Below are 17581 nucleotides of genomic sequence, written 5' to 3' on the forward strand. Positions count from 1 at the left end.
TTTTTGGGGGGAGGACGAATCAAAGTAAAAACGCTATTTGAACAAGGCACTTACGCTTTCTCCAGTGTGTATTCGCAAAAGATGGGCTGGGAAAACAAAGACCCCATCGAAAGCACCTTTAACTTTGGAAATTGTTTTTACCTGGTCACCGTTTTTTTACCTTTCCCACTGGAGCAAGGTATACCGCAAATTCGTCTTCTCCATCAAGGCCGAGTAGGTCATCTAATTCTTCCTGATCATAGGCTGCAATGGCACAGGTTCCTGCATCAATAGCCTCGCAGGCGAGATAGAGGTTTTGACAAACATGACCCGCGTCCAGGGCAATGACCTTATGAGCTGCTAATCCATACCGCCATTCCATCCTGTAGGGTATAGCGGTCCAGATGAAGGTGACGGCTGATTTGCCCGGATAAGATTGACTAAGGGAGGCAATGATCATTTTTTCTGACAGCATATCATCTTTGAATTCAAATACAAGCTGATGAGAAAGAGGTAAATATCTGTAAACGCCGGGATCAAGATTATCCACATTAAAAACGGCAAGATAGGTTTCAAGGGCATGGCGGCAGCCAGCAGAAGGAACATTCCTATATGCATGACCGCTAAATTCTTTTCCCCGCATGCCCTGGGTACACCACAGAAGATATGTCAGTTCTTCTAAAGAAAGGCTCTGGTTCAGATAAACCCGGTGGCTTTTTCTATTCCCTATGGCGAGTGTGATATCCGTTTGGGGAATATGTGTCCAATCATCAGGGCCTGGAAGATTAATTAAAATTGAGTCATCAGGATACGTCTTTTCAATTGGAGGGGCTGGAACGCCTTGGTTTTGATCCGTAAATTTGAAAGCAATCTTTTTTCGAATACTGTCTTTGAGAAAATACCGATACATTTTAAGTGACTCATTATTCATCACATCCCTCCTGAAAATCTGGTTTGGAAGTTATGGGGCTTCCGGCTTTACCGATAGTTTACAATATTATTCTCTGATTTCATATTTTAAACTTTATTTCAGATTTGGTGTTTGTAAATATACCAACACATACCAAGACAAAAAAAGAATCCCGTCTGTAACAGGTGGGATTCTTGGTTTGCCAGGCGGTATTTTCCATTAGTCTTCTGACTGCTGCGGCCGAGCTGCCGGCAATGACGATGGGCAGACAATGACCAAGACCAATCATGGTTGCCAGACCCTTAACAGGAAGAATTGAAAAATCCTCTGCAAAAGCACTTATCACAGAAAACTGCATCAAAATTACAATCAGAACACTCAATTTTTTAAAGGCTATTTTCTTCAGATCCACCTGAACAGGCAAGTATCATTATCTTCTGAGCACAATTGCAGTTAGTCTTGGACATGAGCTTTCCGCCCAGACGACCGCCCACAAGGGACATAAAACCAAAAGCGGTCATGATTGCCCCAATGGTAAGATAATTAAAATGATAAGTTTTTGAAATATAGGCACCAAGATAAGAAAAACTGCCAACGATGAACAACCCTTCAAGGAAGACAAGGATATATGTATAAAGGCTTTTGGTATCGGATAAAAGCGTGATGTATGGTTTTACAAATTGGCTGTCAGGATTTCGGGTGTCCGGTATGCTTTTATACTTTTTAAGTAACAGCAGCATGGGAACAAAAGACAGGATTGCATATACGGCGAAAACTCCCCTCCAATTTAGAAAATAGGATATAGCCCCCCCTGTAATCATGCTCAAACCCTGACCTAAAAAGGCGATTCCCATGAAAGTACCAATGGCCATCTGGCGTTTTTCAACCGGAAACAGATCTCCGATAAGCGCAAGAGAAATCGGCATGACAGAGGCGGCAAAAATACCAGTTAATGCCCGATAGATTGAAAGCCCGTTAAGACTTCCTGCGACTGCGCATAAACCGGTTGCAAGTGTGAAGAAAATGATGGAAAAAGTGATGATCTGTTTTTTCCCAAATCGGTCGGCCAAGGGGCCAAAAAGTATCTGAAAAAGACCAAAAGGAATCATATACGCTGTGATAAGGATTCCTGCATTTTCAACTCGGATGCCGAGACTCTCTGAGATTGCAGGCAGTATGGGAGATACCACCCAGTTGTCTGCCATGACAATAAAGCCAAGCAGTCCCAGTATCAAAATAATTTTGTTGTTGTTCATGTGCTTACAGTCCTTTCTTATTTTCCTATCCATTTTTTAATATCATCTTTTTTAGGCACTTTGCCTGGGCATTTCACTTCTCCGTCCACGATAACAGAGGGGGTACCGAAGACACCATATGAAGCGATCTGCATCATATCACTTATCTTTTCAACGGTAGCATCAACACCGGTTTCCTTGATCACTTCCTGAACCAGTTGTTCGGTCTTTTTGCATTTTGAACAACCAGGGCCTAAAACTTTAATTTCCATGATAACTCCTTTAAGGTTTAATGGCTTTTTGTATTTTTAAATAATCATATTAAATAAATAGCCGGCGGAAATCGCAATAAAAAGGCCGGTCCCCATATAAATGGCGGCCACTTTCCAGCCCAGAAGTCCGTATAAAAGGCCAAGAGCGATCTCATTGACCATGGGAGCTGAAATCAGGGGTGAGATCCTTCTTGAATGGGTAAAAGTTTATATGTAAGCCACTTTGATAGATTTGGTAGCACTCGGTAAACCGTCCACCACAGATACACACCAATGGCTGCCATCAATAAATTTAAGGCCATCATCTTGTTTATTTTCCCCTCACCTTGAACGGGTTGGGTTGTTTTTGGTTCCATGACTTCTCCGGGTTTTACTTATATATGGTCACTTAACGATGTTATATCGTGTTTTTTTTGTTTTCTATTATTTTCCAACAATAACATGACGATTAATGCCTGGAAGGATCTGATTCAACTCAAGGATTTCCGATTCATTATCCAGCCAGTGTTTCAGGTTTCCAATGCAAAGGGGGCGAGTTTGAAGCATCTTCATCATTTTGACACGTTTAGGATCGGACAACGCTTTCATCACTCGAATAAATACTTTCATATTTTCCTCATATTACAGCTACTGCTGTTTCGTTAATTGTACTTGTGCTTCTCGAATAAAATCTTTAGGTCGAGCTTTGGATATTTAACCAACCGCTTTGACTTTGCCGTTAATTACCAAGGCAGGTGACCCCATCACCCCATATTTGCTGATTTCCTTAAAATCCCTGACATGTTCAAGAGGCACTTCAACACCGGTTTCTTCAATTAATATCATCAGATCCTGCTCCAATCTATCACAACTCGGACATCCAGCACCTAAGACCTTAATCTCAATTCCATCAATTGGTAGTTCAGGTATTGGTTCACCAATAAACTTTTTATATTTACGTACAAATGCATATGTATAAAGATCAACAACAGTTGATGGGATATGATTTTTCTTGGACAATTTTTGTCATTTCCTTTATCTGTATCGTTAAAACGGAATATAACGATACGAAAACAAATTGTCAAGCCTCTAAATGAAAATAACGGGATAGATTAAGTTATCTGTTCAGTTTGAAAGATATTGACTGAATCAAACCATACAGTATAGTATGTTTGGTTAATTAGCTAATTATATAAATGGTGCTATTTATGAACGACCTTCTCTTAATATTAAAAGCAATATCTGATAAGAATAGGCTCAGGATACTTAGTGCATTGTTGTCACACCAAGAACTCTGTGCATGCCAGATAACAGAACTTCTACAGGTGGCAGGTGCAACCGCCTCTCGCCACTTGAGCCTCATGGTCAATGCTGGGATTTTAAAAAATCGTAAAAATGGACGATGGATTTATTTTCGTATAAACACCGAAGACATTTCACTTGATCCTATTCTAAAATGGTTAACGCATAAACTCAAAGGATCGGGTCAAGTAATAAAAGATGAGGATGCGCTGAATAAAATCCTGCTTGTATCTTGTGAAGATCTTTGCCGAAAACAGCGTGGAGAAACGACTTGTTCTAAAAACCAGACAGGAGTAAATGGGTGAACGCTAAACTAAAAATATTATTTTTGTGTACAGGCAACTCATGCAGAAGCCAAATGGCAGAAGGATGGGCAAGAATTTTGAAAGGAGACACGATTGAGGCATATTCAGCTGGTGTTGAGGTTCACGATTTGAATTCCAATGCCGTTAAAGTGATGGCTGAAGCAGGAGTTGATATTTCAGGCCAAAAATCAAAACATGTTAATGACTTTAAAGAAATGAAACTTGATGTAGTGGTAACATTATGTGGAAATGCCCATGAAACATGTCCATATTTTCCTCCCCGCTGCGAGGTCGTCCATGTTGGTTTTGATGACCCACCCAAAATGGCTGAAGAACTTTCTCAAAAAGGTTTTGAAAAAGAAAAGCAATTGGACTGTTACCGCAAGGTAAGGGATGAAATAAAGACTTTTGTTGAGGGATTGCCGGACAATTTAAAGGAGGAATAGGAGAATGGATCAAGAAAATATTGCTGCAAACGATCGAAAAATGACCAGTATATTTGAACGGTATCTGACAGTCTGGGTTGGGTTGTGTATCCTTGGCGGTATCTTGTTAGGTAAAATTGCACCAAATTTTGCTAAAACTCTGGATAGCATGTCGATCAATGTCGGTGGCGCACCCGTTGTTTCCATACCCATTGCCGTATGCCTTTTCTTCATGATGTATCCCATCATGGTTAAAATTGATTTTGCCTCAGTTATTAAGGCCGGAAAACGCGGAAAACCGGTCTTTTTAACTCTCTTTATCAACTGGTGCATCAAGCCGTTTACCATGTATGCCATTTCAATATTTTTCCTTGGATTTCTGCTTAAATCCTTTATCGGAGCAGATGCCATTGATCTTGTCAAAATACCGTTCGGCCTTGATCTTCCTGTGGGAGCCCAGCATGGTGCAGGGATCGTTGTTTTGCAGGAAGGCGTTAAAATGCTGCAGATCCCCTTATGGCGAAGCTACTTTGCCGGATGTATTCTCCTGGGGATTGCGCCGTGTACTGCCATGGTCCTGGTCTGGGGATATCTTTCCCGCGGGAATGATGGCCTGACACTGGTCATGGTGGCCGTCAACTCCCTTACCATGCTTGTCCTATACGGCATTTTAGGCGGTTTTCTGCTTGGTGTTGGAAAACTTCCCATTCCCTGGCAGGCATTGCTTTTATCTGTTGCCATCTATGTAGCCCTTCCTTTGGTTGCAGGGTATTTTTCCCGGAAATGGATCATTGACGTCAAGGGCGAAACCTGGTTCAAGGAAAAATTTTTAGGCGTCCTGACACCGGTTACCATTGGTGCGCTTCTTTTAACCCTGGTCCTGTTATTCAGCTTTAAGGGTGAAGTAATAACAGCCAACCCCCTGACAATTTTATGGATTGCCATCCCGTTGTTTATCCAGACGATCTTTATTTTTTCCCTTGGTTATGGTGCCGCACGACTCTTAAAGTTTAAATATGAAGATGCCGCGCCTGCTGCAATGATAGGCGCCTCCAACCATTTCGAAGTTGCCATTGCAACAGCTGTAATGCTCTTTGGTCTTTCTTCCGGTGCAGCTTTGGCAACGGTAGTAGGGGTACTCATAGAAGTCCCGCTAATGCTTATGCTGGTGGGTTTCTGCAAACGAACTACATCCTGGTTCGAAAATTAAACAAGAAAGGATAAATTTATGGCCGAACTTGTTTGTTATTGTTTTCAGTACACCGTTGATGATATTTAAACTGACTACAAAAAGATTTTATCGTGAGAATTGTTCTTGCCACCTCAGGCTCCAGAGGAGATGTACAACCCATGATAGCCCTGTCGTTAGGATTAAAAAACACGGGTCATGATGTGTTGTTGATAGGCCCTCCGGAAAAAAAACAATGGGCACTGCAATTGGGGTGTCCATATAAAGGTCTTGGCAGGGATGTTACCGCCTTTTTAGATACCATTAAAAATCCGATCAGCATACCAACAGCTATTTCTTTTGTTAAATATGTCAGGCAAGAAATTCATAATCAGTTCAAAGTGCTCCCAAAATTTATAGAAGGCGCAGATATTGTCATTGGTTCCTCACTTATGTTTGGCTTATCTTCGCTTGCCGAATCTTTAAACATTCGCTACCGATATGTTGCATTTACCCCGCAATTGTTTCAATCGTCCTGCCACCCTTTTGTGGCCATACAAACCCAAACCCTTCCCAAATGGTGCAATTATCTGACATGGAAATTTGCTCAATTTGGAGATAAAATTAACAGCATTTTTTTGGTAAATCACTATAGAAGAAAAATGGGCCTGTCACCGGTTAAAGCTGCATGGCCACATATCTTTGGAAAAAATACAATCCTGGCATGTGATTCCCAGATCGCAAGCGTTCCTTTGGATGTTACTCAAACACATATTCAAACCGGTTATCTGCATCTTAAAATGCCTGCTTTGTGTTATCCGGAATTAGAACGTTTTCTTGAACAGGGGCCCCCACCCATTTATGTTGGATTTGGAAGTATGCCACCCCAGGATCAGGCAAAGCATATGCCTATGCTGATTCATGTGGCAAATCAGTTAAAAAAGAGAATTGTGATTTCAAAATTCTGGAAACAATCCTTAGAAATTAAAATTCCAAAGGAAATCTTTTTTATTAAAAACTATCCCCATGAATATCTGTTTCCTAGAATGTCTGTGATTGTTCATCATGGTGGAGCTGGGACAACCGCCGCCGCTGCCCTTTCAGGTAAACCCCAAGTGATTGTACCGCATATTCTTGATCAATATTATCATGGATACAAAATTTTTCAATCAGGTTTAGGTGCCCCACCTATTAAGCGATCAAAGTTCAATGCAAAAAGATTGATTAATGCCCTGTCCGTTTGCTTCTCAAATCCAAGCATCCGCCACAAGGCTGAAATCATTGCTCAATCCATTAAACCAAAGGGTTCTTTAGATAAAACAATTAAATCCATTGAGGAGACTATTTAGAAAAAAAACAGGATATGGTCCTCCTTAGGATAATTAATCATGCATTTACTGAATCCATACATCTTCATCTTCTTTTTTGTTTTAATAATATCATCTTATGCGATAGGTTCACAGGGATTAAACAAAAACATGAAGATAATGGTTTTTCGCAATATGACTCTTGTTCCCATGTTAAATGATGATACTGATTGAAAATCAAACGGTCATTGTAATAGGGAATAAAATCAAAAAAATAGCGCTTTCAAATCAAATAACCATACCAAAGCAAGCAGAAGTGATCGATGGTGATGGCGCGTATCTGATGCCAGGGTTGTGTGACATGTATATCCATACCGCATTTAATTGGAATGATGGATCTGATGTCTGGAGAACCTCACCCCTTCATCTTTATCTTTTCAATGGTGTGACAACGATACGGTGTTTTGGCCCTGACGGCGGGGACCAAAAATATGCGCTCGAATAGAGAAAGGAAATAAATAAAGGTCAGCTCACCGGGCCGAGTATTTATACCTGTGGCCCCATATTATTCGGTCTCGTGGATAATCCAGGTGAAATAGTTCTGGATCAAGCCTTTGCAGGTTTTGATTTTATCAAACTTTATTCTTATCTGACAAAAACAGAATTTCATGAGGCCGTTGCGGCTGCGAAACATAACGGCATATATACTGCCGGGCACATACCGTTCCCTGTGGGCTTGAAAGATGCCCTTGCTGAAGGGATGAATGAAATAGCCCATATAGAGGAACTGGCATGGGAATTGTTCTCTTTTGACAGAAATAAAAACCTGAAAGGCAGAAAATGGATATCCTATGTTAGTGTTAGTTTGCTTAATCCTTTAATTTTTGTTGTTTAACCTGTATTCTATATGTATGGATTCTGCAATTAAATATATAAGGCAAACCATAGAGGCTATCAGCATAAAAACAGGCTCAACAATCGAAGATGTTAAAGCTGAGTTTCTACAATACCTTGATACTCCGGAAGCGTTTGACCCTTTCTTTAAATATCCTTATTCACAATTACCAGAGTGCGCAAAAAGAGTTCGGATGCAAATATTAATTTCTGCATTACTCTTCTAAAAATTAATGTTTCTACATCAGTCCTACTGAGCTATGCATGATAGATTCGATTTTATGCTTTGAAACGGTCTCTTGGAAATAGAGCAATGCTTGTGTCGTCATGACATGACTTATTTTACCAGGCGGAGGAAAAGTGTTTGAACACTCCCGTGGAAAATTTGCCTTGCAGCACACCCTCTTTGATGCGGTGCAGGGCATCAAAGGGTTTTTTCTTTTTGCAAGGGTCAAGTGTTTACCTACTCTTACTTTTTACCGTATGTTATCCAGGACTTCTCTGATAAAGGTCTCATGGCTCCATGAATTATCATGGGTAACACCAAGACGCATGACTACAATGTCTTTGGATGGGATAACTGCCACGATTTGACCGTTAAAACCGCCGCAATAATAGAGATCATTGGGTAGAGACGGAAATTTGCGGTTTTTTGGGTTGTCTTTATCTCAGACCTTTTGCCGAAATCCTGAAGGTTTGAACATGGACAACCGGGCCATATCCAGGCTTCCCAAGGTGATCTGAAGCGCTGATTTTTCCCTGTTCACCAATTTGAACCAGTTGAGGAGTTCCGCTTCCAGATCTTCTTCGCCCACAGCCTTTTTTCCGTTTTCCCCAGACAGATTGTTGTCCATTTGACCTGAGTTGACAAAGGTCCATTGGTCCTTCATTTGAGAAATAACGCCGGTATGTCCCCTGTTTTTCATGGAAAAGGAAAGGATCTGCCCTTGTTCAAGCCTTAATTTCAGGTCAGCCATGATTTCATCCACAGTACCGGCCGGATCCGTTATCCTGTAATAGGTTTTCTTAAACACATCCTTCCCCGAGGCAGACACTATACCTTCGCCGTTAAGGTAATGATTTCGCGCAAGGCCCTGTTGGCTGGCCCGGCTTACCAGGTGTTCATGAAGTCCGCCTTTTCCGTTGTATTGAACCCCAAGTTCCCGCAATCCCCCCACCACAAGTTCATAGCAATCCATCTGGTCATAGTCTCGACCGATAAACTGTTTGGCAGAATCGGACAGGTCCATGGGTAGTTCAGAATTCATATGGACAGCAGGGGCCTGGGTTAGGTTCTCTCCTCTGGAAGGTTGAGGGGCTTTGGCCAGCATAGCAGAAAGTTCTTCTCCCCAGACCAGTTCACGGGTGTCTGGATTATAATGTATTTCGGTACCGGGTCGAATCCGGTGAAACGCCTTGTTGCTGTTGATTTTGTCATGTATGATCTGCCAGCATTCTTCTTTTAACGGGCTTTTATAGAGAAGCTGGGAAATTGTAGGGGTTTCCCGGGTGATGGTACCCAATAATACAGGCGGGGTTTCCTGACTCTTATGGCCCATTTGAGACCCCAGCAGGGTATTAAATGGGCTGGCGGTTTCAGACCGAGACCACACAACTTTTTGCGGAAGCTTGGGAGCTGAGAAACCGGTATCTAAAATTTTTACAACACACCTCTCTTTTCCAATGGGTTGACCTTTTCATGGCTTATTCGACATGATATTTCACCACGTTTCCAAAAGAGAAAGCAGGATCTGTGCCAGAAAACATAAAAAATGCAAAGACCCTTTTCAATAAAGGTTTTATGATTTTAGGGCCATATACACTACTGGAGCTATCCATTGTTTCGCCAAAGTATTGACAGCGCCGTTGACGGATTCACACGGCCTATGGGGAAGAGCTCCCATTGGAGAGATGTTCTATGGGAGACAAACCATTTTTGATTCCGAGAACTTCCCTGTAAAAGCCCTTAGCCCGGGTATCATTATAATCATTGGCGTTCAAGCCCAAACGGCCTTGCGACTGGTGCTCCTGTATGTATTCGAGTCCGGCATCCTCTTTGAACGTCTGCCCCAACTGCAGGAATGCCGCAGGAAGCACGGATATGGAAAGGACTCCCGACTGCAGCCCGGGTGGTACGGGGACGAACGCCGATACTTCTCCATCATCGTCCCCATATCCGCCGCATGCCTTTCCAGTAAGGAGGCCACTACCTGATCGCAGAAAAGTGGGAGGATGATAAGTTTTCCAGAACCCACGGGCCAGGGAACGGTAATGCCGGTGAGGGTCGCTGATCTTTGTCTCCAATTATGTAGCGACCTTTTGAAATTTGGATTGAGGCTATCCCATATCTTGTAATTTCAAATCTGAAACTCAAAAATCCATCCATACCATATCTTGTATCAGGGCAAATCTTAAAAAGCCCGGACTGGAAAAAGAAGCTCTCGGTAAATTGGGGGATTTGACTCCTGTTTGATAATACCATCAAGGCTCTCCTCACAAAAATTCAATTTGTTAGGAATTGTTAATGGTGTGATATACAGTTTAGGGTTTATGTGGAAATGGTATCCACAATCTTGACATAACTAAAAATTAAAATAAAATGTCTTGACATAACTTAAATACATAATGTATTTTGAAAAAAACAGAGTGACTTGGGTGCCGAATTTCCTTTTGAAAAATATGCTCATATTATTTAATAACCCTCATGTAATACTTCTCTGTAATAAACGTTTCAATCGAGTGAATATAAATTGGAGAAACCCTGATGAGATAATTTCAGTTGAACAATGTTTTGCTGACGAATTTATTCGTGAAAATAATGTCACAGCTGAATCGTATAATAGCCACAACAGTAGATAAAGGAAATTGTATTATGAGGGACCTAACTGGATTCAACAAGCATGCCGTCATCGCTTTACTGACATTTTGCGCAGTATTCCACCTATATACAGCGGCCTTCGGGGTCTTTACCACTCTTCTCCAGCGCTCCATTCACCTGTTCCTTCTGGTGCCGGTTTCGTTTTTTTTCTATCCTGCATTTCCCACTTCTCCTAAAGACCGGCCTTCGAGTTTCGATTGGGTCTGGGCCGGACTGGCCACTGCCGCAGAGTTGTTTGTTGTCATTGACCATGCCCGAATTTATACCCGTATGGAGCATCTAACCCAGCTCCTTAACAGTGAACTGATTCTGGGCAGTATTGCCGTCATTGTTATCATAGAGGCCACCCGCCGATGCGTCAGCCGTGTCCTGGCCATGATTACCACAGTCAGTCTTTTGTATATGCTTATTGGCCACTGGCCTGTTTTCGGTTATTTTCAGCATCCTCATATTCAATTTCAGCGGGTGGTGGAACAGCTGTACCTTCTGGGGGAACAAGGGATTCACGGCGTGGTGGTAGGTGTATCTGCCACCTATGTATTTCTCTTTGTTTTGTTTGGGGCTTTTTTGATCCACACTGATGTGGGCACCTATATTATTGACCTGGCTTCCCGGCTTTTTGGACGGTCAAAAGGGGGGCCCGCCAAGGTGGCCGTGGCCAGTTCCTGCCTGTTTGGCAGCATCAGCGGGTCCGGACCGGCCAATGTATATGCCACGGGAAGCTTCACCATCCCCTTGATGAAGAAAATGGGCTACCGACCCCATTTTGCCGCGGCTGTAGAATCCGCTGCATCCACCGGGGGACAGTACATGCCGCCGGTCATGGGGGCTGTGGGCTTTATCATTGCCGAGGTGACCGGGACCCCCTATTATGAAGTCTGCCGCCAAGCCATCGTCAGCGCCATGCTCTACTACTTTGCCATCATGTGCATGGTCCAGTTTGAAGCCAACAAGCTTGGACTGAAGGGCATACCAAGTGATGACCTGCGATCCTGGAATCATTTGTGGAAAAATTTTTATTTGATCAGCCCGATCTTGTTGATCCTGGGTATGATCATTCTTAAATACACGCCTTTTATGGCCGCCTTTACCGGCATTTGCCTGACTTTTCTCCTCAGCTTTGCTTCAAAGGAAACCCGGCTGACGCCCCGACGGCTGATCAAGGTCCTGTCTGAAGGCAGCAAGAATGCCATCATGATTGCCGTGGCCTGCTCCTCGGTTGGTATCGTAGCTGCCTCGGTGATTTACACAGGTGTGGGGCTTCAGATGACTTCCATGGTCATGGCTGTGGCCGAAAAAAGCATTTATCTGGCACCATTGCTGACTATGATTATCTGTATTGCCCTTGGTATGGGGGTTCCCTGCGTTCCGGCCTATGTGGTCACCGGGGTCATCACTCTGCCCATCATGACCAAGCTGGGCTTTACAGGATTAGGGCCCCACCTGTTTATCCTCTATTATGCTGTCATTGCCAGTGTAACTCCACCCGTGGCCGTGAGCGCCTATGCCGCTGCCAGTATCGCAGGTTCCAATCCCATGACCACGGCCTTCACTGCCGCCCGAGTCGCCTTTGTGGGGTTTGTGATTCCCTTTTTGTTCCTGTTCAATGATTCCCTGCTTCTCCTTGGCGACCTGAAGGGGATTGTCGTGGCGATTTTTCTGGCCTGCGTGGTGGTGGTCCTGGGTTCCATGGGGATGATTGGATATTATAAAACCAAACTCAACCCTCTGATGAGAACCCTTTGTTTTGCCGTCTGCCTGGCCTGTGTTTATTTTATTGTGTCCTGAAAAACCATAATTAATCTTTTTCAAAAGGAAATCGATATGAGTAAGCCATTAACCGTCGTTGAGTGCACCACATATCTGATAGACGTCCCGTTGATCCGCCCCCATGTGATGTCTTTTGGCGCAACCCATACCGTAAACTACGTCCTGGTAAAAATAAAAACCCAGGAGGGACTGATCGGCTGGGGAGAGGCTGCCACCTTCCACGGTCCAACCTGGTCCGAAGAATCCAGCGAAAGCATCCAGGCAACTGTTGACCATTATTTTGCCCCCCGTCTCATGGGAACAAGCCTTCTCAATTACCAGGTAGCTCTGAACCATGTTTTTGCCCCCTACCAGGGAAACAATTTTGCCAAGGCCGCTGTGGAATTTGCTGTATTGGACATCATTGGCAAATACTATGACCAGCCCGTCTCTGTCCTGCTGGGGGGGCCATACAGGGACAGCATTAGACTCAGTTGGTCTCTGGCCATAGGTGACTTGGAGGGGGATTTAAAAGAGGCCCGGGAAAAATATGAAGAGGGATACCGCATCTTTAAATTCAAATTCGGAGCAGACAGTTGGAAAAAAGATATTGACCGCCTGGCAGCCGTGAGACAAGAATTGGGCGATGGTGTCAGTCTACGGGTGGACGTGAACCAGGGATGGGATTACAACACAGCTAAAAAAGCCCTGAAAGCCCTTAGTGACCTGGACGTTGATTTTCTGGAACAACCCCTTCCCAGGTGGGACACCAAAGGCATGGTTGCAATCACGGCAAACAGCCCCTTTCCTATCATGGCCGATGAAAGCCTGTGCGGTGGCCATGCAGCCCTGGAAATGATTGTGAGGGGGGCCGCGGACATTTTTGCCTACAAGTTGACCAAGCTGGGGGGATTGCTGAATGCTATGAACACATATCATATGGCCAGAATGGCTGGTCTGGGTGCCTATATCGGATGTATGATCGAAACTAGTATCGGTACTGCCGCTTACCTTCAGTTTGCAGCAGCCATCCCGGAACTGACCTGGGGATGCGAACTCTGGGGACCAGCCATGCTCAAAGGCGATGTGGTAGTCCGGCCTGTCCAGATAGAAAACGGCAGGGTCTACCTACCCCAGGGACCGGGGCTGGGTATTGACGTAGATATGGAAAAGGTCAAACTCTTTCAGAGATGACCCTTAAAATACAACCCAATAAAAAGGAGTGAGAAAATGAAAAAGAAAGTATTAGCCCTTTGTCTATTAGTAGGATTTTTGTCAATGTTCAATGGCTCTGCCCTTGCAAAACAGACCTTAAAAGCTGCCGGGGGTCAGATCGGCGGTGGCTGGTACACCATTGTATCGGGTCTTGCTGAAATCATAAATACAGAACTCAAGGACCAGATTAGCCTGGTGGTGGTGCCCGGATCAGGGGTCTCCAATGTGGCCACCTGCAGCCTGGGTGACACCCCTATAACCATGAGCTTCCCTCCTTTTATTATGGCGGCCCGCCAGGGCATGGATCCCTATGACACCAAATACCCGGATACCCTTGTCATTGCCACCAATTTCGGGTTTTCGGCCCAGCATTTTGTGACCACCCGGGATGACATGGTCACTTACAAAGACATGGCCGACAAAAAACTGCCCATCAAAATTACCCTGAATAAACCCGGTGCCACTGATGAATTTATTTGGCGCAAGGTCATGGGAGTCTTTGACTTAAGTTATGAAAAAATAAAAAAAAATGACGGCAAAATTTTCCACGTGGGCCATGGAGAGGCAGTCCAATTGACCAAAGACGGACATGCTGACACCCATTTTTCTTATATTTCAGTCCCTTCGGCCAGCATCACCGAAATGGCCATTTCCCGTCCCCTGGTCTTTGTGGAACTTCCTAAAGAAGCCAGAGATACCCTTCAAAAGGATTGGTCCTTGGCCCCTTATACTATTCCAGCCGGCACCTATAAGGGTCAGACCGAAGACCTTGAGACCCTGTCCATGGCCAATACCTTGATGATTAACGCAAAAACTGATGAAGGCCTGGTTTACAACATAACTAAAACCCTGTGTGAGCATGCCCAAGAAGTTCAGAACGTCCACAAGTCTGCCCAAAACTGGATCCCGGAAGTCGCCACCAAGGGCGTGGAGACCCTTCTTCACCCGGGTGCTGAAAAATACTACCGAGAAAAAGGTTATCTTAAATAGTAAGTTATTCCTCTTTAAGTGACTCATCTCCCCGCACAAAATGCGGGGAGATATTTTCTGTATACGGTAACGGTTTTTTAGTGTATTTATGTTGTCATAATATGAATGGCACCTAATAACTCTATTTAAGGGAAATCTATGTCAGCCAAAGGGTCAAAAGTTTTCCGTCAAATCAAAAAAAGAATCATTGAAGGATTTTACCGCCAGGGGTCTACCCTGGTGGAAAAAGACATATGCAAGGAATTTGAAATCAGCCGTACTCCATACCGGGAAACACTTATTATGCTTGAAATGGAGGGCCTAGTGGAAATTCATCCCAAAAAGGGGGTGGTGGTCACCAGTTTTGATCTCAATGATTTAAGGGATATTTTTGAGATGCGATCCATATTAGAAAAGGCTGCAGGTGAACTGGCCCTCCAGAGAATCAAGCCCTACCATTTAAAAATCTTTGATGAAATCGTCCAGAACCTCCATGGCCTATCCCTTGATGATTATGAGGGTTATAAAAAGCTGGATGCCCTTTTCCATAAAACCTTTAATGAGGTTCATGGCAACCGACTGCTAAAGGAATTTCTTTCCAGAGTCCAGGACAAATGCATCCGGCTCTGGAACTCCATTGATGAAAACGATGATACCATCAAAACCCTGAGGCGGGATTCAGTCCTGTCCCTGGAAATGGTCTGTGAAGCCATGGTCAAAGAGGACAAGCAGGGTGTGATCAAAGGCCTGAACCAACATTTCAACGCCTATCTCCAAATCATGATCTCGCACCTCATCGGAGGGTATGGCATGGCTGATTCTTTAAAGAATCCGCTCGATTAACCCGCAAACTGATTTCAGCTGCATAGTTTTCGCAAAGGGTTTTCGTGCTACCTAAAAGACTATTCAGTTATTGATATGAAATTAAGGGAATTATTATAATCGGTGCTTAAGTCATTGTTGAAATGCTTAAGAAGTATCAGGTTACTCTTTTGATTCCAAAGTGTACCCATGGGATAGGCAAAGATTTGTCCTGTCTCCTTGCATGGATGTGGGATATCCCTTCCCACCCGAATCATATCAAATACCGGTGTCGGCCTGCAGGGCCAGATTTCACTGGTGCTCTATATGCGAACCTCGTTTTTTTTGGGACACCCAAACGGCTATGCTGTAAATCGAATACAGGCTTGATATCCCTTTACAATAAATGCTGATAGACATTATAGGGGGATATTATGTCACTGCAAGAGATTAGATCATTGGGGATATGACAGGGGCCTTGCTATGTTAGTCCTATGAGGCATAGCAGGCCCGGGAAAGACCCATTAAGAATCCAAATACCATCTGGCTCAAGGCACCGGCATAAAGGTCAAAGAATGCAATGCCTTCCAGCACTCCCTGGCCCTCAGGTCCTGATTCCCGGGGATGAAATGGATTTGCCCCGGCAGGAGGTGGTCCATAAAAATGTTGGGAGACCTGATGGGGCAAGCTAATTAGATAGATGATCCAGTATCAACCCGGGCTTTTTTAAATATAAAACTGAATGTCCGGATAACGGCCATTATATAGGCCCCATACCCGTTAATAACGTAGTGATAAAACCGCTGCCTATCGGGCCGTAAAGGCCTTTATTTAAAGTATTTTTCAGATGCACAAAATATATTTCAGACATATACAATGGCGACGCATTTACCCCCAAAGGAATAAGCTGTGACACTGGCGGCTGATCTATTCCGGGAATTCGAGGTCGGCATTTTCTATGGGACCCATCGGATCCTGGCAGAAGCTTTGAATGAATGGGGACCATGGTGATCGATTTTCAACGAAATATATTGAGTTGAATTTGGAAGGATTGATTTTATTCAGCTTGTCAGGAAATATAATTTAATCAGAAAGGATATGCTGTAATATTCTTTAATTGGAGATCAACCTGATTTCGATATAGAGTTTACCCGTGGTGTTCTGTCTTCGACCACATAAAACATGATCCCAAAAGGAAAAATTCAAAATAGAGGAATGATCGTGGTGTCCACCTCCCACCTGAAGCATGTTCCAGCTACTACTCATGGAATCGTTGAAATCATAGGTATCTGATCAGGCAAGCAGGAATAATTCTCATAGAATTAACATATTAGGTCCGTTGACACTTTGTCATTTTTCAGTTAACAATTAATCTCTCTCTTGTACCTCAAATAATATCTGAATCTTGGGCTATTATTAAAAATTATAACCTAAAAAGGAGCCTAAAAATGAAAGACAATTCAAGCTATAAAACCCTTGCAGAGGTACTGGATACTCTTCCAAATGGATTCCAACGAACGGATAGTGGCATTGAAATAAAGATATTAGAAAAGCTTTTTACACCAGAAGAAGCTGATATGTTTTGTGATCTAAGGTTGACATTTGAGACACCAGAGCAGATTGCAGAACGAACCGGAAGACCCATTGATGGTCTTGCAGAGCAACTTGAGACTATGTGGAGAAAAGGACAACTATTTGGAGTTGATTTTGGTGAGGTTAAGGTCTTCAGAATGATGCCATGGGTGTTTGGCATATATGAATTTCAAGTTAAGGATATGGACGAAGAACTTGCAAGGTTGGTGGATGAATACTATCCAGTTTGGGGAAAAGAATTCTTTAAACACAAAACACAACTCATGCAGGTAATCCCTATTGAAAAGGAAATTGAAAACACTCAAGCAAGTCTACCCTATGAGCAGGTATCAACGATCATTGAAAATGGTCAGTCTTTTGCAGTAAATGAATGTATCTGCAAAAAAGAAAAAGGATTTGCTGGTGAACCTTGTGCCAAGCCTGTCGAAGTATGTTTGGCAATAGCCCCTGTGCAAGGAGTATTTGAGGGCAACTGTTGATCGCCGCGTAGTTCTGGCATCAATTTCCTGATTGTTTTGATCAGATATAGAGATTTCCACTATACTTTTAACAAGTCGTACAAACCCGACTAAATAAGTTTAATAAAAATGGCTTAATGAC

At 43.4% G+C, this 17581-nt stretch carries 20 protein-coding genes; 12 read left to right on the plus strand and 8 right to left on the minus strand.

Features of this window, described 5'->3' with window-relative positions; all coding sequences use genetic code 11:
• Positions 1-145: 145 nt before the first annotated feature.
• The 7 genes from Q1Q15_RS02495 to Q1Q15_RS02520 form a co-directional block, all read right to left on the minus strand.
• A complete protein-coding gene (locus Q1Q15_RS02495; RefSeq protein WP_300456180.1) occupies positions 146-910 on the minus strand; it encodes a SagB/ThcOx family dehydrogenase in 765 nt (254 codons plus the stop codon).
• Between the two features lie 365 nt (positions 911-1275).
• A complete protein-coding gene (locus Q1Q15_RS02500) occupies positions 1276-2145 on the minus strand; it encodes an MFS transporter (protein WP_300456183.1) in 870 nt (289 codons plus the stop codon).
• Positions 2146-2162: 17 nt separating this feature from the next.
• Positions 2163-2396 (minus strand): thioredoxin family protein, encoded by a 234-nt coding sequence (locus Q1Q15_RS02505; protein ID WP_300456186.1) that lies wholly within the window; start codon positions 2394-2396, stop codon positions 2163-2165.
• 36 nt (positions 2397-2432) lie between these two features.
• Complete coding sequence (locus Q1Q15_RS25430; RefSeq protein ID WP_363320849.1) at positions 2433-2558, minus strand: hypothetical protein; 126 nt, start codon at positions 2556-2558, stop codon at positions 2433-2435.
• Positions 2559-2569: 11 nt separating this feature from the next.
• Positions 2570-2752, minus strand: a complete 183-nt coding sequence (locus tag Q1Q15_RS02510; RefSeq protein WP_300456189.1) for a hypothetical protein — start codon at positions 2750-2752, stop codon at positions 2570-2572.
• A 67-nt stretch (positions 2753-2819) separates the two neighbouring features.
• Positions 2820-3005: a hypothetical protein gene (locus Q1Q15_RS02515; RefSeq protein ID WP_300456192.1), complete on the minus strand. Its 186-nt coding sequence runs from the start codon at positions 3003-3005 to the stop codon at positions 2820-2822.
• Between the two features lie 84 nt (positions 3006-3089).
• Positions 3090-3395, minus strand: a complete 306-nt coding sequence (locus Q1Q15_RS02520) for a thioredoxin family protein (protein WP_300456195.1) — start codon at positions 3393-3395, stop codon at positions 3090-3092.
• Positions 3396-3583: 188 nt separating this feature from the next.
• On the opposite strand from Q1Q15_RS02520, the gene Q1Q15_RS02525 reads away from it, so the two are divergent.
• The 6 genes from Q1Q15_RS02525 to Q1Q15_RS02550 all read left to right on the plus strand — a co-directional run bounded on the left by Q1Q15_RS02525 (position 3584) and on the right by Q1Q15_RS02550 (position 7777).
• A complete protein-coding gene (locus Q1Q15_RS02525) occupies positions 3584-3982 on the plus strand; it encodes a metalloregulator ArsR/SmtB family transcription factor (protein WP_300456198.1) in 399 nt (132 codons plus the stop codon).
• Positions 3979-4428 carry an arsenate reductase ArsC gene (locus Q1Q15_RS02530; RefSeq protein WP_300456200.1) on the plus strand — a complete coding sequence of 150 codons (450 nt, stop codon included), beginning with the start codon at positions 3979-3981 and terminating at the stop codon, positions 4426-4428. Before Q1Q15_RS02525 ends, Q1Q15_RS02530 begins: the two co-directional genes overlap by 4 nt.
• 4 nt (positions 4429-4432) lie before the next feature.
• Positions 4433-5617, plus strand: coding sequence for an ACR3 family arsenite efflux transporter (arsB, locus tag Q1Q15_RS02535; protein ID WP_300456203.1), 1185 nt, complete (start codon positions 4433-4435; stop codon positions 5615-5617).
• 92 nt (positions 5618-5709) lie between these two features.
• Positions 5710-6924, plus strand: a complete 1215-nt coding sequence (locus tag Q1Q15_RS02540; protein ID WP_300456205.1) for a nucleotide disphospho-sugar-binding domain-containing protein — start codon at positions 5710-5712, stop codon at positions 6922-6924.
• Positions 6925-7099: 175 nt separating this feature from the next.
• Positions 7100-7387 (plus strand): hypothetical protein, encoded by a 288-nt coding sequence (locus Q1Q15_RS02545; protein ID WP_300456208.1) that lies wholly within the window; start codon positions 7100-7102, stop codon positions 7385-7387.
• Positions 7388-7459: 72 nt separating this feature from the next.
• Positions 7460-7777, plus strand: a complete 318-nt coding sequence (locus Q1Q15_RS02550) for a hypothetical protein (RefSeq protein ID WP_300456210.1) — start codon at positions 7460-7462, stop codon at positions 7775-7777.
• Positions 7778-8444: 667 nt separating this feature from the next.
• Here the strand turns inward: Q1Q15_RS02550 and Q1Q15_RS02555 are convergent.
• A complete protein-coding gene (locus Q1Q15_RS02555; protein WP_300456213.1) occupies positions 8445-9335 on the minus strand; it encodes a hypothetical protein in 891 nt (296 codons plus the stop codon).
• Between the two features lie 352 nt (positions 9336-9687).
• Here Q1Q15_RS02555 and Q1Q15_RS02560 point away from each other — a divergent pair, with 352 nt between their 5' ends.
• From Q1Q15_RS02560 to Q1Q15_RS02585, 6 genes are all read left to right on the plus strand, one after another.
• On the plus strand, positions 9688-9990 hold the full coding sequence (locus tag Q1Q15_RS02560) for a hypothetical protein (RefSeq protein WP_300456215.1): 303 nt from the start codon (positions 9688-9690) through the stop codon (positions 9988-9990).
• Between the two features lie 658 nt (positions 9991-10648).
• Positions 10649-12442, plus strand: coding sequence for a TRAP transporter fused permease subunit (locus tag Q1Q15_RS02565; RefSeq protein ID WP_300456218.1), 1794 nt, complete (start codon positions 10649-10651; stop codon positions 12440-12442).
• A gap of 36 nt (positions 12443-12478) precedes the next feature.
• Positions 12479-13597 carry a muconate/chloromuconate family cycloisomerase gene (locus Q1Q15_RS02570; protein ID WP_300456221.1) on the plus strand — a complete coding sequence of 373 codons (1119 nt, stop codon included), beginning with the start codon at positions 12479-12481 and terminating at the stop codon, positions 13595-13597.
• A gap of 36 nt (positions 13598-13633) precedes the next feature.
• Positions 13634-14608, plus strand: coding sequence for a TAXI family TRAP transporter solute-binding subunit (locus Q1Q15_RS02575; RefSeq protein ID WP_300456224.1), 975 nt, complete (start codon positions 13634-13636; stop codon positions 14606-14608).
• A 138-nt stretch (positions 14609-14746) separates the two neighbouring features.
• Complete coding sequence (locus Q1Q15_RS02580; protein WP_300456227.1) at positions 14747-15430, plus strand: GntR family transcriptional regulator; 684 nt, start codon at positions 14747-14749, stop codon at positions 15428-15430.
• 1406 nt (positions 15431-16836) lie between these two features.
• On the plus strand, positions 16837-17460 hold the full coding sequence (locus Q1Q15_RS02585; RefSeq protein ID WP_300456230.1) for a hypothetical protein: 624 nt from the start codon (positions 16837-16839) through the stop codon (positions 17458-17460).
• Positions 17461-17581: the final 121 nt, after the last annotated feature.

The sequence above is a fragment of the Desulfobacula sp. genome (genome assembly GCF_030145145.1).
Classification (GTDB): Bacteria; Desulfobacterota; Desulfobacteria; order Desulfobacterales; family Desulfobacteraceae; genus Desulfobacula.